General features: G+C 39.9%; 17 protein-coding genes. 10 read left to right on the plus strand and 7 right to left on the minus strand.

Going from position 1 to position 19,585, the window contains the following annotated elements; translation table 11 throughout:
- Positions 1 to 85: 85 nt before the first annotated feature.
- Both secA and mutT read left to right on the plus strand, forming a co-directional pair.
- Complete coding sequence (secA, locus tag PR799_RS05760) at positions 86 to 2,797, plus strand: preprotein translocase subunit SecA (protein WP_154627349.1); 2,712 nt, start codon at positions 86 to 88, stop codon at positions 2,795 to 2,797.
- A 60-nt stretch (positions 2,798 to 2,857) separates the two neighbouring features.
- The gene (gene mutT, locus PR799_RS05765; protein WP_272521452.1) at positions 2,858 to 3,256 is read left to right on the plus strand and encodes an 8-oxo-dGTP diphosphatase MutT; all 399 of its coding nucleotides are present in this window, start codon (positions 2,858 to 2,860) and stop codon (positions 3,254 to 3,256) included.
- Positions 3,257 to 3,339: 83 nt separating this feature from the next.
- Here mutT and yacG read toward each other — a convergent pair whose 3' ends face one another.
- The 7 genes from yacG to ampD form a co-directional block, all read right to left on the minus strand.
- Positions 3,340 to 3,537 (minus strand): DNA gyrase inhibitor YacG, encoded by a 198-nt coding sequence (yacG, locus tag PR799_RS05770; RefSeq protein ID WP_132495795.1) that lies wholly within the window; start codon positions 3,535 to 3,537, stop codon positions 3,340 to 3,342.
- Between the two features lie 15 nt (positions 3,538 to 3,552).
- Positions 3,553 to 4,311 carry a cell division protein ZapD gene (gene zapD / locus PR799_RS05775; protein WP_154602539.1) on the minus strand — a complete coding sequence of 253 codons (759 nt, stop codon included), beginning with the start codon at positions 4,309 to 4,311 and terminating at the stop codon, positions 3,553 to 3,555.
- A gap of 8 nt (positions 4,312 to 4,319) precedes the next feature.
- A complete protein-coding gene (coaE, locus tag PR799_RS05780; RefSeq protein ID WP_154627351.1) occupies positions 4,320 to 4,925 on the minus strand; it encodes a dephospho-CoA kinase in 606 nt (201 codons plus the stop codon).
- A 154-nt stretch (positions 4,926 to 5,079) separates the two neighbouring features.
- Complete coding sequence (locus tag PR799_RS05785; RefSeq protein ID WP_272521453.1) at positions 5,080 to 6,264, minus strand: type II secretion system F family protein; 1,185 nt, start codon at positions 6,262 to 6,264, stop codon at positions 5,080 to 5,082.
- A 4-nt stretch (positions 6,265 to 6,268) separates the two neighbouring features.
- On the minus strand, positions 6,269 to 7,663 hold the full coding sequence (locus tag PR799_RS05790) for a GspE/PulE family protein (RefSeq protein ID WP_272521454.1): 1,395 nt from the start codon (positions 7,661 to 7,663) through the stop codon (positions 6,269 to 6,271).
- A gap of 13 nt (positions 7,664 to 7,676) precedes the next feature.
- Entirely contained in the window at positions 7,677 to 8,102 is a 426-nt protein-coding gene (gene ppdD / locus PR799_RS05795; protein ID WP_154627354.1) for a prepilin peptidase-dependent pilin, read from the minus strand.
- Positions 8,103 to 8,398: 296 nt separating this feature from the next.
- A complete protein-coding gene (gene ampD / locus PR799_RS05800; RefSeq protein ID WP_272521455.1) occupies positions 8,399 to 8,935 on the minus strand; it encodes a 1,6-anhydro-N-acetylmuramyl-L-alanine amidase AmpD in 537 nt (178 codons plus the stop codon).
- 101 nt (positions 8,936 to 9,036) lie between these two features.
- On the opposite strand from ampD, the gene nadC reads away from it, so the two are divergent.
- From nadC to PR799_RS05840, 8 genes are all read left to right on the plus strand, one after another.
- Positions 9,037 to 9,939, plus strand: coding sequence for a carboxylating nicotinate-nucleotide diphosphorylase (gene nadC, locus PR799_RS05805; RefSeq protein WP_272521456.1), 903 nt, complete (start codon positions 9,037 to 9,039; stop codon positions 9,937 to 9,939).
- A gap of 601 nt (positions 9,940 to 10,540) precedes the next feature.
- Complete coding sequence (pdhR, locus tag PR799_RS05810) at positions 10,541 to 11,317, plus strand: pyruvate dehydrogenase complex transcriptional repressor PdhR (protein ID WP_154602546.1); 777 nt, start codon at positions 10,541 to 10,543, stop codon at positions 11,315 to 11,317.
- A gap of 178 nt (positions 11,318 to 11,495) precedes the next feature.
- A complete protein-coding gene (gene aceE, locus PR799_RS05815) occupies positions 11,496 to 14,162 on the plus strand; it encodes a pyruvate dehydrogenase (acetyl-transferring), homodimeric type (RefSeq protein WP_154602547.1) in 2,667 nt (888 codons plus the stop codon).
- A 13-nt stretch (positions 14,163 to 14,175) separates the two neighbouring features.
- Positions 14,176 to 16,041 (plus strand): pyruvate dehydrogenase complex dihydrolipoyllysine-residue acetyltransferase, encoded by a 1,866-nt coding sequence (gene aceF, locus PR799_RS05820; RefSeq protein ID WP_154627357.1) that lies wholly within the window; start codon positions 14,176 to 14,178, stop codon positions 16,039 to 16,041.
- 205 nt (positions 16,042 to 16,246) lie between these two features.
- Complete coding sequence (gene lpdA / locus PR799_RS05825) at positions 16,247 to 17,674, plus strand: dihydrolipoyl dehydrogenase (protein ID WP_036951171.1); 1,428 nt, start codon at positions 16,247 to 16,249, stop codon at positions 17,672 to 17,674.
- A 210-nt stretch (positions 17,675 to 17,884) separates the two neighbouring features.
- Positions 17,885 to 18,583 (plus strand): hypothetical protein, encoded by a 699-nt coding sequence (locus PR799_RS05830; protein WP_272521457.1) that lies wholly within the window; start codon positions 17,885 to 17,887, stop codon positions 18,581 to 18,583.
- Positions 18,584 to 18,645: 62 nt separating this feature from the next.
- Positions 18,646 to 19,113: a hypothetical protein gene (locus PR799_RS05835; RefSeq protein WP_272521458.1), complete on the plus strand. Its 468-nt coding sequence runs from the start codon at positions 18,646 to 18,648 to the stop codon at positions 19,111 to 19,113.
- Between the two features lie 3 nt (positions 19,114 to 19,116).
- Positions 19,117 to 19,401, plus strand: coding sequence for a hypothetical protein (locus tag PR799_RS05840; RefSeq protein ID WP_154627359.1), 285 nt, complete (start codon positions 19,117 to 19,119; stop codon positions 19,399 to 19,401).
- Positions 19,402 to 19,585: the final 184 nt, after the last annotated feature.

The following is a 19,585-nucleotide window of genomic DNA, read 5'->3' on the forward strand; positions in this document are numbered from 1 at the left end:
CGATGTAAAGCCTGCCATTGGGACGCTTTTCATCGTGTCAAAAATCACCGATTCAAATAATTAATTGATTTACCTGAGAAAAAATATGTTAACTAAACTATTAACCAAAGTATTTGGTAGCCGTAATGACCGTACTCTGCGCCGTCTGCGTAAAGAAGTGGAAAAAATTAACCAGCTAGAGCCGGAGTTTGAGAAATTATCGGATGACGAGCTGAAAGCCAAAACCGCAGAATTTCGTGAGCGTTTAAAGCAAGGCGAAAGCATTGAAAATATGATCCCTGAAGCGTTTGCGACAGTGCGTGAAGCAAGTAAACGTGTATTCGGTATGCGTCATTTCGACGTTCAGTTAATCGGTGGTATGGTTCTGAACGAACGTTGCATCGCAGAAATGCGTACAGGTGAAGGTAAAACACTGACTGCAACGCTGCCAGCATACATTAACGCATTATCAGGCAAAGGGGTTCACGTTGTTACCGTGAACGACTACCTAGCAAAACGAGATGCGGAAAATAACCGCCCATTATTCGAGTTTTTAGGCTTAACCGTGGGTATTAACTTATCGGGTATGGCTCCACCTGCAAAGCGTCAAGCTTATGCGGAAGACATTACTTACGGTACTAACAACGAATTTGGTTTTGACTATTTACGTGACAACATGGCATTTAGCCCAGAAGATCGCGTTCAACGTAAACTGCATTACGCATTAGTGGATGAGGTGGACTCTATCCTTATCGATGAAGCGCGTACGCCACTGATCATTTCAGGCCCAGCAGAAGATAGCTCGGATCTGTACATCAAAGTGGACAAACTGATCCCGAAACTTGTTCGCCAAGAAAAAGAAGACTCAGACACTTTCCAAGGTGAAGGTCACTTCTCAGTTGATGAAAAATCTCGCCAGGTAACAATTACAGAGCGCGGTCTGGTTCTGGTTGAAGAATTACTGGCAAAAGCTGGTTTAATGGATGAAGGCGAGTCGCTTTATTCACCATCAAACATTATGCTGATGCACCACGTCATGGCAGGTTTACGTGCACATGCACTGTTTACTCGTGATGTTGACTATATTGTTAAAGATAACCAAGTCATTATTGTCGACGAACATACTGGTCGTACAATGGAAGGGCGTCGTTGGTCTGATGGTCTGCACCAAGCTGTTGAAGCAAAAGAAGGTGTTGAAATTCATAATGAAAACCAAACATTGGCATCTATCACTTTCCAGAACTATTTCCGCTTATACGAAAAATTAGCGGGTATGACGGGTACAGCAGATACCGAAGCATTCGAATTTAGCTCTATCTATAAACTGGATACGATTGTTATCCCAACTAACCGTCCAATGGTTCGTAAGGATATGCCTGATTTAGTCTATATGACTGAAGCAGACAAATTTGAAGCAATTATTGAAGATATTCGTGATAAAACGTCCAAAGGTCAGCCAGTTCTGGTCGGTACCATTTCGATTGAAAAATCTGAATTAATTTCTCATGCGCTGACTAAAGCAAAAATTGCTCATAACGTATTGAATGCGAAATTTCACGCAATGGAAGCTGATATTATTGCTAACGCGGGGCAAAAAAGCGCTGTAACCATCGCAACTAACATGGCGGGTCGTGGTACCGATATCATGTTAGGGGGAAGCTGGCAGTCAGAAGTGGCTGCGCTAGAGAACCCAACGCAAGAACAAATTGATGAAATCAAAGCGAACTGGAAAATCCGTCACGATGAAGTGTTAGCGGCTGGCGGTTTACATATCATCGGTACAGAGCGCCATGAATCTCGCCGTATCGATAACCAGTTACGTGGTCGTGCGGGACGTCAAGGTGATGCTGGTTCATCACGTTTCTATCTGTCTATGGAAGATGCTTTAATGCGTATCTTCGCATCAGACCGTGTTACGGGCATGATGAAAAAACTGGGTATGAAACCGGGCGAAGCTATTGAACATCCATGGGTCACTAAAGCAATTGCTAACGCACAGCGTAAAGTTGAAAGCCGTAACTTTGATATTCGTAAACAATTACTTGAATATGATGATGTGGCAAGTGACCAACGTCGCGCTATCTATACTCAGCGTAATGAACTGCTGGATGGCGGCGATATTAAAGAAACCGTAGACAGCATTCGTGAAGATGTCTTTACCACTATTATTGATGCATATATTCCGCCTCAATCACTGGAAGAAATGTGGGACATTGATGGTCTGCAAAAACGTTTAGTGAACGATTTTGACCTCGACTTACCAATTCAAGAGTGGTTAGACAAAGAGCCTGAACTTCACGAAGAAACTTTGCGCGAACGTATCATGGAAAAAGCGATTGAAATTTACCAACGTAAAGAAGAGATCGTTAGCTCTGAAGCAATGCGTAATTTCGAAAAAGGCGTTATGTTGCAAACGCTGGATACATTATGGAAAGAGCATTTAGCTTCCATGGACTATTTACGTCAAGGTATCCATTTACGTGGCTATGCGCAAAAAGATCCAAAACAAGAATACAAACGTGAGTCCTTCAGTATGTTTGCCAATATGTTGGAAGCATTGAAATATGAAGTGATCAGTACCTTGTCAAAAGTACAAGTACGTTTACCGGAAGAAGTTGAAGCATTAGAGCAGCAACGTCGTGAAGAAGCTGAACGTTTGGCGAAGAAACAGCATTTAAGCCATGAGGCTGAAGCTGAATCGCTAATGACAGAAGCAGAAGCGAAGATTGCAACCCAAGGTAATAAAATTGGTCGTAATGATCCATGCCCTTGTGGTTCTGGTAAAAAATACAAGCAGTGCCATGGCCGCTTAAATTAATTTAGAATTCAGTAAATAATCAATAAAGGCGGGGAAACCCGCCTTTTTAGTGAAGAAATTATGGAAAAAAAACATCTGCATATTGCCGCTGGGATCATTCGTAATGCTCAGCAACATATTTTTATTACTCAGCGACCAGAAGGTACTCACATGGCTGGGTTTTGGGAATTTCCTGGTGGGAAGCTAGAAAAGGGGGAAGACCCGAAGGGCGCACTGATCCGTGAATTGGAAGAAGAAGTGGGTATTGCGGTGACTGACTGCGATCTATACCATCAAGTTGATCATGAATTTGACGATAGATTTATTACGCTCTATTTCTTTATGGTTTCAGGCTGGAAAAATGACCCTTATGGTAAAGAAGGGCAAAAATCACGTTGGATTGAGCAGCAAAGCTTAATTGCTGAAGAGTTTCCACCTGCTAATCGCGTAATTGTTGATATGCTGATTAAGGGCACATAACAACCAGTCGTCTGTAATGAAGAATGAAAATAGCCTAATGCAGAGATTTGGCTATTTTCATTATCAACACAGATAAAGTGGAATTAATGCTCAGGTGCTTCACTCCAATTATCGCTATCGGAAATATCACCTTGGCTTTCAATGCGTTTTTCTTCGGCGGCCCACTCGCCTAGATCAATCAATTGACATCTCTTACTGCAAAATGGACGAAAAGGGCTGGATTCATTCCAAGTCACGACTTTTTGGCAAGTCGGACAATTGACTTCAATAATTTCATTCATACATCGACTCTCAAACTAACAACAGGCTAACTGAAAATGAATTACGTCTGGGAGTATACCATTCTCACTATCGATATGAAGAAAACGTAAGGCAAAACGCGTTTTATGTCCTGAAATTTGAGGGTATATCAAATGCTCTGGTGATAATTTAATACGCAAAAGCTCTTTTCCTTCGACATTACCTTGGAAAAAACCATTGTGAGATTCGGCAGGTTCAAAACTGCCATTCTGGCGGATGAGTAATAACGCGGTTTTTAAGGCATCTTGTAGAGGGTCTAAACTATTTAGCCAGCTTTTTATTTCATTATCTCTATCTGATTGAGGGATATTTAACCACAGTTGAAGGGTGGGTAAATCAAAGTTACAGCATCCACCGGGAATACTGAGACGTTGGCGAACCATGCTAATAATTTTATCATTGCGTAGTTGATGGCCAAATCGAGGTGCAGACATTAAACTGCTTATTTTGGGTGTTAGGTCATTTAAAAGAGAGGTGATTAATGTTTTATCAACATTTGGAGCATCAGCCCAACTGAGTAGCCTACTTTTTTGTCTTTCGAGTTCTTTGATAAGGTCTGAGCGAACTTCACCTCTATCCAATATTTCAATCAGTTCAGAAACAGAGCGGAAAAAGGCGATTCCAGAGGAGTAGGAGGTTATATGGCTCTGTTCATAGATTTGCATTAATAATGTTTCAAGCCGCAGCCAAGAACGAATTTTTTCATTCATTGGATATTCATAAGTAACCAAAGTTGTTTCGATTTTTTCGCTCATGCTCATTCCTATTCTTTTTGTGCTGCAAGTGCTAGGTATTGCTTGTGTAGTTCTGCAACTTTATTTGGTAGCTCAGTATCATCTGTATGATTAGTGATGATATCGTCAGCATATGACAACCTTTCTTCTCGAGATACTTGGGCATTTAATATATTAATAACATGCTCTAGGCTGGTGTCATCGCGTCTAATCGTTCTTTCTATTTGTTCTTCTCTTGTTACATCAACGACAAGAACACGATCTGCTAAATGCGAAATTTTATTTTCAATAAGCAGGGGGATTACCCATAAAACATAAGGATAGTTAGCCTGCTGAAGTTGTGTCTGCGTTTCTTGTTGTATCAAAGGATGAAGCAGCGCATTTAGCCACGCTTTTTTCTTAGGCTCGGAAAAAACAACTGTCCGTAAGAAACCTCTATTTAAAGTGCCATCATGGTTTAACACATCTTGACCAAAGTGCTGTTGAATGCTGATCAATGCAGGGGTATTAGGTTCAACAACTTGGCGGGCGATGACATCAGCATCAACAAGTGGCACCCCTAGTTTAGCAAATTCGTTGGCAACGGTTGTTTTACCACTTCCTATCCCCCCAGTGAGGGCAACGATATAAGACATAAATGATTCATTAGTTTACGGGAAATAAGTCAGGTTACACTGAAAGTTTTAATTTGTCTGTATACAATTGAGTCAAGTTATCATGTTATGGATATATGTGTGATTTCAATCTATTTTTACTCTCTAAATTGAACTGTTTTCTTTATGTAATAAGCTACATTCCAGAAATGACTGAGCCTAATTTAAATATTGGTAAATACATAGCAAACATTATTAGGCAGATAATGATAGCTATAAATAAGAGTAATATAGGTTCAAGGCTCTTAAGATGATGCTCTGTAATAGTCTTATATTGCCTTGAATAATACTTAAATAAATATACTGCAAAATATTCTAGCTTGCCAGATTCTTCCGCCAAGGAAATTAACTGAAATACTAGTTTTGGAAAGAGCTGAGTATTTTTCATTGCATCAGATAATGAAGCGCCTCTAAGAACGGAGTGATAAATTTCATGACATTCTTCCTTGTATTTATGATGCACTATCGTTTTAGTTGAGCAATCAAGGCATTCCATGAGAGGTAATCCTGATTTTAATGTGGAAGATAATGTTAAAAAGTAGATGTTCAAATTTTTGGCTCTGATGATGTTATTGATATAAGGAAGATATTGCATTAAATGGCTCAGTTTTCTGGATACATATGACCTATATTTAACAAATAAGAATATAGTTGTGAACAGTGTTAATAGTATCCATTGAAAATTCTCAATCAGAGTATCCGATATGATAATAACTACCTTTGTTATAGATGGTAATTCCTGTTGAAAGCTTTCGTAAATGTCAACAAACTGCGGAATGACAAAAACCAGCATAATGATAAGTAATAGGCTAGAGAACCCTACGAGGGTAACTGGGTAACGCAAGGATTTTTTTATTAAGATTGATGTTTTTTGATTATGTTCAAGCATATTCTTGATGATCAAAAAGCTTTCATCATATTTTCCCGTTTTTTCGGCGATTGCGATTAAGCTAATTATTGTACTATTAAAAATACGCGGGTGATTTTCTAAGTTCTTAATAAAACTAATACCCTTTTCTAGATCATTGATTGCTTGATTAATGAGGTTCTTCCAAAAGGGTAAATGGCAATTAAGTTGAAGTAATTGAAAGCATTTTAATAAACTGACTCCTGATAAAGATAGTATATTTAGTTGATGGAAAAAATGAATTCTATAGTTTAAATTTTCCTTGTCCAATATAAATAGAGATTTAAATTTTATGGATATTGGCGTTTGGCCTCGTTTGATTATATCTAAAAAAGCTTGTTGTTTATTTTTTGCTACTAAGTTATCAGTTATATACGAATTATTTTCAAGTGAAGTATATTTATATACAAACATTAATTTACTCTCCTTGTCCGATAACAGAATAAACTTCCTGTAATGTTGTTTCTCCAGATTCGACTCGCTCAAGACTTGCTTGAAATAGATTTTTGAAATTATCAGCTAATTTACCATTGTCTTTTAATATAAAATCGAGCTGTGCTTGATCAAGGTATTCATAAATTGCAGTGCGCCCCATAAATCCAGAAAAACAGTATTCACACCCTGTAGAGTGGTATTCGTTAATATTCTGCATTGAGTTTATCGGAGTAATACGTGCCGTTTCTTGTTTACAGCATGTGCAAAGTTTTCTCACTAAGCGCTGAGCGATAACCATTTTTAAACAAGATTGAAGTTGATTTCTGTCAACGCCTAGTTGTTCCATGCGTGTAATAGCACTGACTGTACAATTAGTATGAAGTGTTGAGAGAACAAGGTGCCCTGTTTGTGCTGCTCGAGCTGCTATTTGAGCAGTTTCTTCGTCTCTAATTTCACCAATCATAATAACATCAGGATCTTGCCGAAGTAGTGCACGAAGAATAAACGCAAAAGTAAGTGAATATTTTTCGTGTACTTGTGTTTGGTTGATCCCCCCAAGGGGGATCTCAATAGGGTCTTCAATGGTGGATATATTTCTTGATGTTTGATTTAGGTATTCTAATGCACTATAAAGTGTGACAGTTTTCCCGCTACCAGTGGGGCCCGTCACGAGAATCAATCCTTGCGGTTTTTGTAATGTGCTTTTTAAAAGGGGTAATAAAGTCGGGCACATCCCAATTTGTTCAAGAGAGTATTTTAGCTGAGTATTTAATAATCTCAGAACTAATTTCTCGCCATGAAGTGTGGGCATGCTGGAAAGACGGATGCTAAAGTTCTTTCGCTCAAAGCTCCAATTCATTTGTCCATCCTGTGGTATTCTTTTTTCCGCAATATTCATTTTTGACAATATTTTTATTCGGGCAATAACCTCATTGTTTATTTCATGAGGTGGTGAAGGGATAACGTAGAGTTTTCCATCCACTCTAAGGCGAATTTTTAGGTTATGTTTGGTTGGTTCAAGGTGAATATCAGATGCACGCTTTCTTACTGCCATCTTTAATAAATCATCGACAAAATCAACGGCAGGAGATGCCACGTTGATAGGTTCAATAGTATTAGCCTGATAATCATTTTCATCTTCATTGATTTCTAAAACATGACGATTGAAATAATGATCAATTTTTTCTTTAGGCCATATTTCATAACAAACAGGAACGCTGGCAATAAAACGTAATGTGGATAATAAATTGTCATTGAGTTTTTCTATCGTGGCGATGGATAACCTTTTGTCGTTGTAATCGATAATCACGATATAGTTTTTATCACAAAGCACTTTGAGTTCTTTGAAAATATAATGGCTTTCCCTAGATGTCCGCATGTTAATCCCTTAATTAGAAGCTCAGTGTTTTTTCACAAAGTTTTTTTAGATCTGCATTAGTATCAGCTTGGCAACTGATACTCCATGAAAATGGTGATGTGGCTGTTGAGTTAGTGGGTGTCAAAATACCCGTAAGACCTGTTAATGTTTTGTCACCAACAAAGGTAATGACGCCTGCTTTCGCATCAATCTGTTTTAGATATTTTCCTTTTATATTGCTCGGTATATCTTCTTTTCCTGAATTACATTTGGCTAAAAGGCCTTGGTTAAAGCTGCACAGTTCCACACTGTTTTTATAAGGCAAGATCGTTTGTAGTACATCAGTCATTGCGGCTCTTTGCATATAGCTTTGATAGCCCGGTATGGCGACAGCGCTGAGTATTGAGATAATTGCAATAACAACCATGATTTCGACTAAAGAAAATCCCTTCTGATTCATAAATAAAACCTCCTTGATAGTGTGAGGTTGCATCATAAAAGAGTTTTTTAGTGGAAATACGAATTGAAAATTCAGGTTACGAGTGGCTTTGTAAAATGATCTTGCAAATGGTGAATTGTCTCATTTTATTTCGAGCGTTCTCGCAAAAATATACCAAGAATATTTTTTCTAATAAAAATGAGTTTGTCAGACTGATATAAATAGAGGCACATCAGGAATAGGAGCTAATGGGGCAGTTACCCTCATTAGCTAAGATAATAGGCGGATAATTCGTAAAAATTATTAATTGGGAAAGCTTAGAGTGTGTTTTTATAGTGCAGCCAATCAAAGTAAGGGCCTGGGTCAGTTTTTCGATGGGGAGCAATATCGCTATGACCTGTAATATTCTGCTCGATCTGCGGGAATTCAGTTATCAGTAACTTAGTGAGCTTGGCTAAAGCTATATATTGAGCTTCAGTAACGGCTTCATAATCCGTACCTTCTAACTCGATGCCAATAGAGAAGTCGTTACATTTTTCTCGCCCTTGATAATTAGATTGCCCTGCATGCCATGCACGCTTGTTGAAAGGAACATATTGAATAATTTCACCATCACGACGGATGAGGCAATGGGCTGAAACACGTAAATGTTTAATTTCATCAAAAAATGGGTGTTCTTCGGGGTTTAAAGTGCCAGTAAATAGCTGGTTAATATAAGGACCACCAAACTGTCCTGGTGGAAGGCTGATATTGTGAATGACAAGAAGTGAAGGTTCTTCGCCCTCAGGGCGGTCATCATGATGTGGGGAAGGGATATGAGTCACATTATTTAACCAACCATCATGTATTTTCATATCAGTATCCATAGTATGCTCTTTTCTTTTTTGTAAGTACCCGTAATTAAGAAAGATTAGCATAGTTGAGATCCGTACGGGTGCATATTTTGGAGTAAATAATGACTACACGACGCTATGATGAACAAGAAAGACGTAAATTGTTAATGGCAAGATTGATTACCGACATTCCTTTTATGGTCAGTGTTGCTTTAAAAGAAGATCTCGGCCAGGTCATTGATTATAAAAGGGACATTACAGGGCAGCTATTAAATGAAGAGGCCCAAGCCACAGCTCGAATTATTACCCGTGAAGACGGTGTGTTTTGTGGGCAAAAATGGCTAGAGGAGGTTTTTTACCAACTCGGTAATAAAGTTAAAGTGGATTGGAAGGTTCAAGACGGCGATAAGGTTTCACCAGACCAAGTATTATGTGAGATGCAAGGACCTTCTCAGATTCTACTCACTGGGGAAAGAACGGCGTTGAATTTTGTGCAAACACTATCTTCGGTTTCTACAGTGACAGCAAAGTATGTTGCCTTTCTTGAGGGGACTCGAACTAAATTATTAGACACCCGTAAAACAATCCCTGGTTTGCGGAGCGCATTAAAGTATGCAGTGCTCATGGGCGGCGGGTATAACCACCGATTAGGTTTGTCTGATGCTTATTTAATCAAGGAAAATCATATTATTTCAGCGGGCTCTGTTTCCCAAGCGGTATCGCTTGCTCGCCAAGCTCATTCGGATGTTCCTATTGAAGTAGAAGTCGAAAATCTAGATGAGCTATTACAGGCTCTTAAAGCTCAAGCGGATATTATTATGCTTGATAACTTTACGACTGACATGATGAAAGATGCCGTTGTTCTCACGGATGGTAAAGCCGCTTTAGAAGTATCTGGAAATGTGACAGATAAAACGATCAGAGAGTTTGCTCTGACAGGTATTGATTTCATTTCAGTAGGCGCATTGACGAAACATATTCAGGCTTTAGACCTCTCAATGCGATTTATTGAACCTAAAAGCTAGTCTGAGCTGATTTAAGCTATACCGTGAGGTTACAAAGATAAGGGGGAGGTCGATAGATTTTAAATTTTCCCCCTAAAAATGAATGACTACATAGATATCATAGTCTTTTGAACACACATTCATGATTATTGAATTGTACTGAATATTTACGGGATCCTTTTTTACCATTGGTATGCAGTTTTCATATGATTAATTACGTAAGTATATTTTTGCTAACTATGAATTTAACAAATCATTAACTATAGTCATGGCGTTTTTTTATAAAAATGTGCGCAATGTTTAATTCTTGAGTTTATATTCGTATTTTGTGACTGCATATGCGAAAATTGGTAAGCTGTAACGGTTCAGTTTTAATTTTTATGGCATAAAAAGTCATATTTTTTGTTAAATTTGTGTGTTGTTTAATCAAGGCTTGGTTATTAATTAATGCTTTTTTTAAAATAAATCGTTAAAACTTGCAGGATTTTATGATTTAGCTCAAGGTCTTTATGGACAGATAGTGAATACTTTGTTACTTTATTAAGCCATAAAATAATTGGTATGACCAATTAACACTGGGTACTAGATAATCAATAATTACTCACTATGAAAATGGCAGATTATGACTTACGGTAAAATTCGCCAACCAAAGTTATCAGATGTAATCGAGCAACGGCTTGAGCATCTCATTTTCGAGGGGACTTTACGCCCCGGCGAAAAGCTGCCTCCTGAACGTGAACTTGCTAAGCAATTTGATGTCTCAAGGCCATCAGTGCGTGAAGCTATTCAAACCTTAGAAGCTAAAGGTCTTCTATCTCGTCGTCAAGGTGGTGGCACATTTGTACAAAAACAGATGTGGCAAAGTTTTAGTGACCCATTGACCGAATTACTTGCTGGTAACCCAGAATCTCAATTAGATCTTCTTGAAACGCGTCATGCATTAGAAGGCATCGCTGCTTACTATGCGGCATTACGTGGTACGGAAGAAGATTTAGAGCGTATTCGCCAAAGCTATGAATTGATTAAATCAGCTCAGAAAAGTGGTGATCTTAACGCGGAATCAGATGCGGTATTACAGTATCAACTGATTGTAACGGAAGCTGCTCATAATGTAGTGCTGTTACATTTGCTACGTTGCATGATCCCTATGTTAGAGCAAAATATCCGTCAGAATTTTGAGTTCCTATATACCCGTAAAGAGATGTACAACGCAGTAAGCGAGCATAGAGAACAGATTTTTTCCGCTATTGTCGCAAGGGAACCTGAAAAAGCGAGAGAAGCGTCTCATCGACATCTTGCTTTTATTGAAGATTTGCTGCTGGACATTGGGCGTGAGCAGACTCGCCGAGAGCGTTCATTACGTCGCTTACAGCAACATCCAGATCTAGACCAGATTTAAAATTGGTAGTGTAGATCCTGACTGCTGCGTCTACATTACTGTGAGTACTCTTAGTTAGAGATAAAGCGGCAACTACATCAGGGCCTATCTTCCCGCTGTTTTCATTAACATGAAGAAAATGGCAGGAAGATAGGCTCCACATAACCATATAAAATAGATAACAGATAAGGAATACACCATGTCAGATATGTTAAAAAATGACGTGGATCCGATTGAAACTCGCGACTGGCTACAGGCGATTGAATCGGTCATCCGTGAAGAAGGTGTTGATCGTGCACAGTTTATTATCGAACAGGTATTAAGCGAAGCACGTAAAGGCGGTGTTAACATTGCCGCTGGTGCATCTGGTAGTTCTGATTATATCAACACAATTGCTGTTGAAGATGAACCTGCATACCCTGGTAACATGGATTTAGAACGCCGTATCCGTTCTGCAATTCGCTGGAACGCTGTAATGACTGTTCTGCGTGCATCTAAAAAGGATTTAGAACTGGGTGGTCATATGGCATCATTCCAGTCTTCCGCAACTTTATATGAAGTTTGCTTCAACCACTTCTTCCGTGCTCATAACAATAATGACGGCGGTGATTTAGTCTTCTTCCAAGGCCATATCTCCCCTGGTATCTATGCGCGTGCATTCTTAGAAGGCCGCTTAACCGAAGAGCAGATGAATAACTTCCGTCAAGAAATTGGTGGGAACGGTCTGTCTTCTTATCCACATCCTAAATTAATGCCTGATTTCTGGCAGTTCCCAACTGTATCGATGGGGCTGGGTCCAATCAATGCTATCTACCAAGCTAAGTTCTTAAAATATTTGGATAACCGCGGTCTGAAAGATACTTCAGCACAGCGTGTTTATGCGTTCTTAGGTGATGGTGAGATGGATGAGCCAGAATCTAAAGGTGCAATTACTATCGCAACTCGCGATAAATTAGATAACTTAGTCTTCGTTATTAACTGTAACCTGCAACGTCTTGATGGCCCAGTAACAGGTAACGGCAAAATCGTTAACGAATTAGAAGGCATCTTCAGTGGTGCTGGCTGGCAAGTTATCAAAGTTATGTGGGGTGACCGTTGGGACGAACTGCTGCGTAAAGATACAACTGGCAAACTGGTTCAATTGATGAACGAAACCCTTGACGGTGACTATCAAACATTTAAATCACGCGATGGTGCATATGTGCGTGAACACTTCTTCAACCGTTACCCAGAAACGGCTGCATTAGTGAAAGATATGACTGATGACGAAATTTGGGCGCTGAACCGTGGTGGTCACGATCCGAAGAAAGTGTATGCAGCATTCAAAAAAGCGCAAGAAACCAAAGGCAAACCAACTGTTATTTTAGCTCAAACCATCAAAGGCTATGGTATGGGTGAAACAGCAGAAGGTAAAAACATTGCTCACCAAGTTAAGAAAATGAACATGGACGGCGTTCGCCACTTCCGTGATCAGTTCAATGTGCCAGTTGCTGATGATCAAATCGAAAAACTGCCATTAATTACTTTCGATAAAGATTCTGAAGAATACAAATATCTGCACGAACGTCGCCAAGCTCTGGGTGGTTACTTACCTGCTCGTCGCGCTAAATTTGATGAAAAACTGGAAATTCCAGCTCTGTCAGATTTCAGTCAATTACTGGAAGAACAATCTAAAGAGATTTCAACAACAATCGCATTTGTTCGCGCACTGAATGTCATGTTGAAAAACAACTCGATCAAAGAGCGTTTAGTTCCAATCATCGCTGACGAAGCACGTACTTTCGGTATGGAAGGTCTGTTCCGTCAAATTGGTATCTATAGCCCGAAAGGTCAACAATATACTCCGCAAGATCGTGAGCAAGTTGCTTACTATAAAGAAGACTCTAAAGGTCAGATCCTGCAAGAAGGTATCAACGAACTGGGTGCGGGCTCTTCATGGTTAGCGGCTGCAACATCATACAGCACCAATAACCTACCGATGATCCCATTCTATATCTACTACTCTATGTTTGGTTTCCAACGTATTGGTGACTTAATGTGGGCAGCAGGTGACCAACAAGCTCGTGGCTTCCTGATCGGTGGTACTTCTGGTCGTACAACACTGAACGGTGAAGGCTTACAGCACGAAGATGGTCATAGCCATATTCAATCACTGACTATCCCTAACTGTATTTCTTATGACCCAGCTTACGCTTACGAAGTTGCGGTTATCATGCAAGACGGTTTAGAGCGTATGTATGGTGAGAAACAAGAGAACGTGTACTACTACATCACGACTCTGAACGAGAACTATCACATGCACGCAATGCCAGAAGGCGTTGAAGACGGTATCCGTAAAGGTATCTATAAACTGGCTTCAGTTGAAGGCAAGAAAGGCAAAGTGCAGTTATTAGGTTCTGGTTCTATGATGCGCCACGTTCGTGAAGCTGCAGATATCTTGGCTGCGGAATATGGAATTGGTTCTGACGTATACAGCGTAACCTCATTCACTGAATTGGCTCGTGATGGTCAAGACTGTGAGCGTTGGAACATGCTGCACCCATCAGCAACTCCACGTGTACCTTATGTCGCGCAAGTTATGAATGATGCGCCAGCTGTTGCATCGACTGATTACATGAAACTGTTCGCTGAACAAATTCGTACTTATGTTCCAGCAAGTGAGTACCGTGTATTAGGTACTGACGGTTTCGGTCGCTCTGACAGCCGTGAGAACCTGCGTCACCACTTCGAAGTGGATACAACGTATGTCATCGTTGCAGCGTTAGGTGAATTGGCTAAACGTGGTGAGATTGATGTTAAAGTCGTTGAAGAAGCGATTAAAAAATACAACATCAACCCAGATAAAGTTAACCCACGTTTGGCATAAGAGGTAATAATCAATGTCTATTGAAATCCAAGTGCCAGATATCGGTGCTGATGAAGTTGAAGTCACCGAAGTCATGGTCAAAGTTGGTGATAAAGTAGAAGCAGAGCAATCACTCATCACTGTTGAAGGTGATAAAGCGTCTATGGAAGTCCCATCTCCACAAGCGGGTGTGGTTAAAGAGATTAAAATTGCAGTGGGTGACAAAGTTACTACTGGTAAATTAATCATGATTTTTGATTCAGCAGAAGGTGCATCTGCGCCAGCAGCAGCGCCTGAGGCTCCAGTGGCGGCACCAGCTGCTCCTGCGGCTACAGCACTGAAAGAAGTTGCTGTACCAGACATCGGTGGTGATGAAGTTGAAGTCACTGAGATCATGGTTAAAGTGGGTGATGCAATCACGGCTGAGCAATCTCTGATTACCGTTGAAGGCGATAAAGCGTCAATGGAAGTACCAGCACCATTTGCAGGTACAGTTAAAGAGATCAAAATTGCGACTGGCGATAAAGTGAAAACTGGCTCGCTGATCATGGTATTCGAAGTTGCGGGCGCAGCGCCTGCTGCAGCGGTTTCTGCTCCAGCAGCACCGACAGCGGCACCAGCCGCAGCGGCAATCAAAGACGTTAACGTACCAGATATCGGTGGTGATGAAGTTGAAGTTACCGAAGTCATGGTCAAAGTTGGCGACACCGTAACAGCTGAGCAATCTTTAATCACCGTTGAAGGCGATAAAGCATCAATGGAAGTACCGGCACCATTTGCAGGTACAGTTAAAGAGATCAAGATTGCGACTGGCGATAAAGTCAAAACTGGTTCCCTGATTATGACTTTCGAAGTTGCGGGTGCAGCGCCAGCTCCTACTGCTGCTCCGGCTTCAGCACCAGTTGCAGCTCCAGCAGCAGCGCCTGTAGCCTCTGCTCCAGCTAAAACTGCTGATAGCAAAAATGAATTTGTTGAGAACGATGCGTATATTCACGCAACACCAGTTATTCGCCGTTTAGCTCGCGAATTTGGTGTGAACTTAGCGAAAGTGAAAGGTACAGGTCGTAAAGGCCGTATCTTACGTGAAGACGTCCAAGCTTACGTTAAAGATGCAATCAAACGTGCAGAAGCACCAGCAGCAGCTGGCGGTGGTTTACCGGGTATGCTTCCATGGCCGAAAGTTGATTACAGCAAATTTGGTGAAGTTGAAGAAGTGGAGCTGGGTCGTATCCAGAAAATTTCTGGCGCTAACCTGAGCCGTAACTGGGTCATGATCCCGCACGTAACTCTGATGGAAGAAGTGGATACCACTGAAGTTGAAGAGTTCCGTAAGCAGCAGAACAAAGAAGCTGAGAAGAAAAAGCTGGATGTGAAAATCACTCCACTAGTCTTCGTGATGAAAGCGGTTGCTCGTGCTCTGGAAGAAATGCCACGCTTCAACAGCTCTATTTCAGAAGATGCACAGCGTCTGTTCCTGAAAAAATATATCAACATTGGTATCGCTGTAGATACGCCAAATGGTTTAGTTGTTCCTGTTTTCAAAGACGTGAACAAAAAAGGCATTATGGAATTATCTCGTGAGCTGGGTGAAGTGTCTAAGAAAGCGCGAGCAGGTAAACTGACCGCAGCAGACATGCAAGGCGGTTGCTTCACTATCTCTAGCTTAGGTGGTATCGGGACTACCGGTTTTGCACCAATTGTGAATGCGCCAGAAGTGGCAATTATGGGTCTGTCTCGCTCTTCTATCAAACCAGTTTGGAATGGTAGTGAGTTCGTTCCACGCTTGATCCTGCCAATGTCTCTGTCATTTGACCACCGTGTGATTGATGGCGCTGATGGTGCGCGCTTCATCACTTTAGTTGGACAACTGATGAGCGATATTCGCCGTCTGGTAATGTAGCTAATAAGACCGGTCAATTGGCCGGTCTGTTTTATTTAGGCTGGGGCAGAGTTTTTCGCTGTTGCAACGAAAGGTTGGGAGTTACGTCACGTATTCAGCCTTTTCAGGATGTTAACAATTCTGTAAACTGCTTGCGGTGTGTACTTTACCAGTGGAAAATTCGTTTATTCGGCGGCCCCGCTGGACAAAACAAAAAGAGGTCATGATGAGTACTGAAATTAAAGCCCAAGTCGTTGTGCTTGGTGCAGGCCCAGCAGGTTATTCTGCGGCATTCCGTTGCGCTGACTTAGGTTTAGAAACTGTTTTGGTAGAACGTTACTCAACTCTTGGTGGAGTTTGTTTAAACGTAGGTTGTATCCCTTCTAAAGCATTACTGCACGTTGCTAAAGTTATCGAAGAAGCTAAAGCATTAGCTGAACACGGTATCGTATTTGGCGAGCCAAAAACTGACATTTCCAAAGTGCGTCTGTGGAAAGAGAAAGTTATCACCCAACTGACCGGCGGCTTAGCGGGTATGGCAAAAGGCCGTAAAGTTAACGTAGTTAACGGTCTGGGTAAATTTACTGGCGCGAATACACTGGTTGTTGAAGGCGAAAACGGCAGCACCACTATCAACTTTGATAATGCGATCATTGCTGCGGGTTCACGTCCAATTCAGTTACCATTTATTCCTCATGAAGATCCACGTATTTGGGATTCAACAGATGCATTAGAACTGCAAGAAGTTCCAGAGCGTCTGCTGGTAATGGGTGGCGGTATCATCGGTCTTGAGATGGGTACTGTATACCATGCACTGGGTTCACAAATTGATGTGGTTGAAATGTTTGACCAAGTTATCCCAGCTGCGGATAAAGACGTGGTTAAAGTATTCACTAAGCAAATCAGCAAGAAATTCAACTTACTGTTAGAAACTAAAGTGACTGCTGTTGAAGCGAAAGAAGATGGTATCTACGTTTCAATGGAAGGTAAAAAAGCGCCAGCTGAACCACAACGTTATGACGCTGTGTTAGTGGCTATCGGTCGCGTACCTAACGGTAAGAACTTAGACGCAGGTAAAGCTGGCGTTGAAGTTGATGATCGTGGTTTCATCCATGTTGATAAACAAATGCGTACTAACGTACCGCACATCTTTGCTATCGGTGACATCGTTGGTCAACCAATGCTGGCTCACAAAGGTGTTCACGAAGGTCACGTTGCAGCAGAAGTTATCTCTGGTCTGAAACACTACTTCGATCCTAAAGTGATTCCATCAATCGCTTATACTGAGCCAGAAGTTGCATGGGTTGGTTTAACTGAGAAAGAAGCAAAAGAGAAAAACATCAGCTACGAAACAGCAACATTCCCATGGGCTGCATCAGGTCGCGCAATCGCATCTGACTGCTCTGAAGGTATGACTAAGCTGATTTTCGATAAGCAATCTAACCGTATTATCGGTGGTGCGGTTGTTGGTGTTAACGGCGGTGAATTACTGGGCGAAATCGGCCTGGCAATCGAAATGGGCTGTGATGCTGAAGATTTAGCATTAACTATCCATGCTCACCCAACATTGTATGAATCAATTGGTATGGCGGCAGAGATCTACGAAGGTAGCATCACTGACTTACCAAATGCTAAAGCGAAAAAGAAAAAATAATTTTCCTTTTTAGCAAGAAATAAGCGAATTGAAGACCAAAGCAGAAATGTTTTGGTCTTTTTATTATTAATTAATAAAGCAGTGCTAACTTATTTTCTTAATTATATAAATATTATAATGGCTATAATTTCGATATTTACACTTAGTTGACTATAAAAAATTTAAATTTAACTTCTTTGCTGTTTTTAAACAACAACAAGGATGTTAATTATGCTCTATATAGATACAATGACTGTTTATGCCAACCCAGTCCCTTTTAATTTTACTGATGTAACGAATGATGATATTTTTTATGGTGATTATGCTTTTAATAATAATAGTATAAATGAGCAATATGACCATTTGAAAACTATCACAAGAATTATAGAGAATGATAATTATAATCCGGAGATATCTAGAGATAGGGATATAAATCGAGAAAATATAGTATCAGATGATACAGTAAACACACCATTACCATCACCACAAGAACCATCACCTCAAGAGAAATTAACATTAAGTTATCAGGAATCTTTAAATAAAGTAAGAGTGCTAAAAGAAGAGAAAAATAATTTAGAAAAAAGTTATGAATGGAAATTTTTGACTGATCCGGAGAAATATCCATGTAATTATCAATGGTTTTTTAAATCACCAGATCTTAATATCACTGCAAATGTTAAATTTAGTTCAATACAAGATAGAGACCGTTTACTTTCAGATGATTTTGATGATATCCCTATAGATATACCAAAATTAAACTTTTTTGATCCTAAACCTTTTTATAATGCTATTGAGAGAAACGCAGAATTATCAGCAAGAAATCATCTGCTAGCAACTCAGGAAAGACATACTCAATTAACAAAAGAAATTCAGTCTAATGAAAGTGAATTAAGAAATATTCAAATTAGTATTGAAAAAGCAGTGTTTTAACAATCCCAACACCGTTAATTCCAGTAAACAGCGGAAGCTCCACGCTTGATGAAACAACAAGAATGGATACAAGTTTTGCTCAAGCAATTGAAAATAAACTGAATGCGGTTGGTGATAAATTAGCAGAAACATTTGAATGTTCCTTTGGATTTGCTTGTGCATCGGATTTGGATAACGCAGCTAAAAATCCCAATCTTGGAAAAGAACTTTCAAATTCAGATCAAGTTGAATTAGGTGGTACTGGTTCAGGTACACCTCCCGAATGGGATCCAGATGGTGCTAACATTAGCGGGAAGAAATTGAGCATTTCTGATAATCGGTCTATTCATTCGCTTAGGGAGCAAGTTAGACTACATGAAGAGAAATTAGCTGCTTACAGGCGTAATCCTGATGCATTTGATAATCTAGGTTACTTAAAAAATGCTCCAAATATCATAGCTAGACAAAAAATTATTAATGGCCGGATTAGACATTTAGAGCATGAAATTAAAATATTTAAAGAAAATATAAATAAAATTAAAAAAGGATAATTTATGAATATCGACCTCAATGTACTGAAGGATGCAATCAATACTATCTTCGATGAAATGAAAAAGCATGGAATCGAGAGTATTAAGCTGGATTCTGATTTTTATTGGAACGTACCATCTGAATCTCTTTATAACATTTATAATGACCCACAGCAGCTAGATATAGGACAGCTAGAAGATGACTACAAGATGCTATGCGAGGCTAAAGAAAAAGATATTTTAGTCCGCTACAATTTAAAAAATATCTCAGCGATTCTTCGCTACTTAGCTGAAAAAGAACCTAACTAATTCACATTATCTATTTCTGACCCAGAGCCTGGATTTTCGTAGGCTCTTTTTTATTGCTTCCCCTCAGCAACCTGGTTGAACTAAAAAGACCAATAAACCCCATAAAATCCATTAAAAAATTTTAAACCAATCGCAATGATTTGCCTTATCAATTAGTCAGATAAGTAAAAATGAGTTATTAAAT

It is taken from the genome of Providencia sp. PROV202, from assembly GCF_028479565.1.
Lineage (GTDB): Bacteria > Pseudomonadota > Gammaproteobacteria > Enterobacterales > Enterobacteriaceae > Providencia > Providencia zhijiangensis.

Coding starts and splice junctions, on each gene's coding strand:
- secA (WP_154627349.1), top strand. CDS start 86: ATGTTAACTAAACTATTAACCAAAGTATTTGGTAGCCGTAATGACCGT.
- mutT (WP_272521452.1), top strand. CDS start 2,858: ATGGAAAAAAAACATCTGCATATTGCCGCTGGGATCATTCGTAATGCT.
- yacG (WP_132495795.1), bottom strand. CDS start 3,537: ATGAATGAAATTATTGAAGTCAATTGTCCGACTTGCCAAAAAGTCGTG.
- zapD (WP_154602539.1), bottom strand. CDS start 4,311: ATGAGCGAAAAAATCGAAACAACTTTGGTTACTTATGAATATCCAATG.
- coaE (WP_154627351.1), bottom strand. CDS start 4,925: ATGTCTTATATCGTTGCCCTCACTGGGGGGATAGGAAGTGGTAAAACA.
- PR799_RS05785 (WP_272521453.1), bottom strand. CDS start 6,264: ATGTTTGTATATAAATATACTTCACTTGAAAATAATTCGTATATAACT.
- PR799_RS05790 (WP_272521454.1), bottom strand. CDS start 7,663: ATGCGGACATCTAGGGAAAGCCATTATATTTTCAAAGAACTCAAAGTG.
- ppdD (WP_154627354.1), bottom strand. CDS start 8,102: ATGAATCAGAAGGGATTTTCTTTAGTCGAAATCATGGTTGTTATTGCA.
- ampD (WP_272521455.1), bottom strand. CDS start 8,935: ATGAAAATACATGATGGTTGGTTAAATAATGTGACTCATATCCCTTCC.
- nadC (WP_272521456.1), top strand. CDS start 9,037: ATGACTACACGACGCTATGATGAACAAGAAAGACGTAAATTGTTAATG.
- pdhR (WP_154602546.1), top strand. CDS start 10,541: ATGACTTACGGTAAAATTCGCCAACCAAAGTTATCAGATGTAATCGAG.
- aceE (WP_154602547.1), top strand. CDS start 11,496: ATGTCAGATATGTTAAAAAATGACGTGGATCCGATTGAAACTCGCGAC.
- aceF (WP_154627357.1), top strand. CDS start 14,176: ATGTCTATTGAAATCCAAGTGCCAGATATCGGTGCTGATGAAGTTGAA.
- lpdA (WP_036951171.1), top strand. CDS start 16,247: ATGAGTACTGAAATTAAAGCCCAAGTCGTTGTGCTTGGTGCAGGCCCA.
- PR799_RS05830 (WP_272521457.1), top strand. CDS start 17,885: ATGCTCTATATAGATACAATGACTGTTTATGCCAACCCAGTCCCTTTT.
- PR799_RS05835 (WP_272521458.1), top strand. CDS start 18,646: ATGGATACAAGTTTTGCTCAAGCAATTGAAAATAAACTGAATGCGGTT.
- PR799_RS05840 (WP_154627359.1), top strand. CDS start 19,117: ATGAATATCGACCTCAATGTACTGAAGGATGCAATCAATACTATCTTC.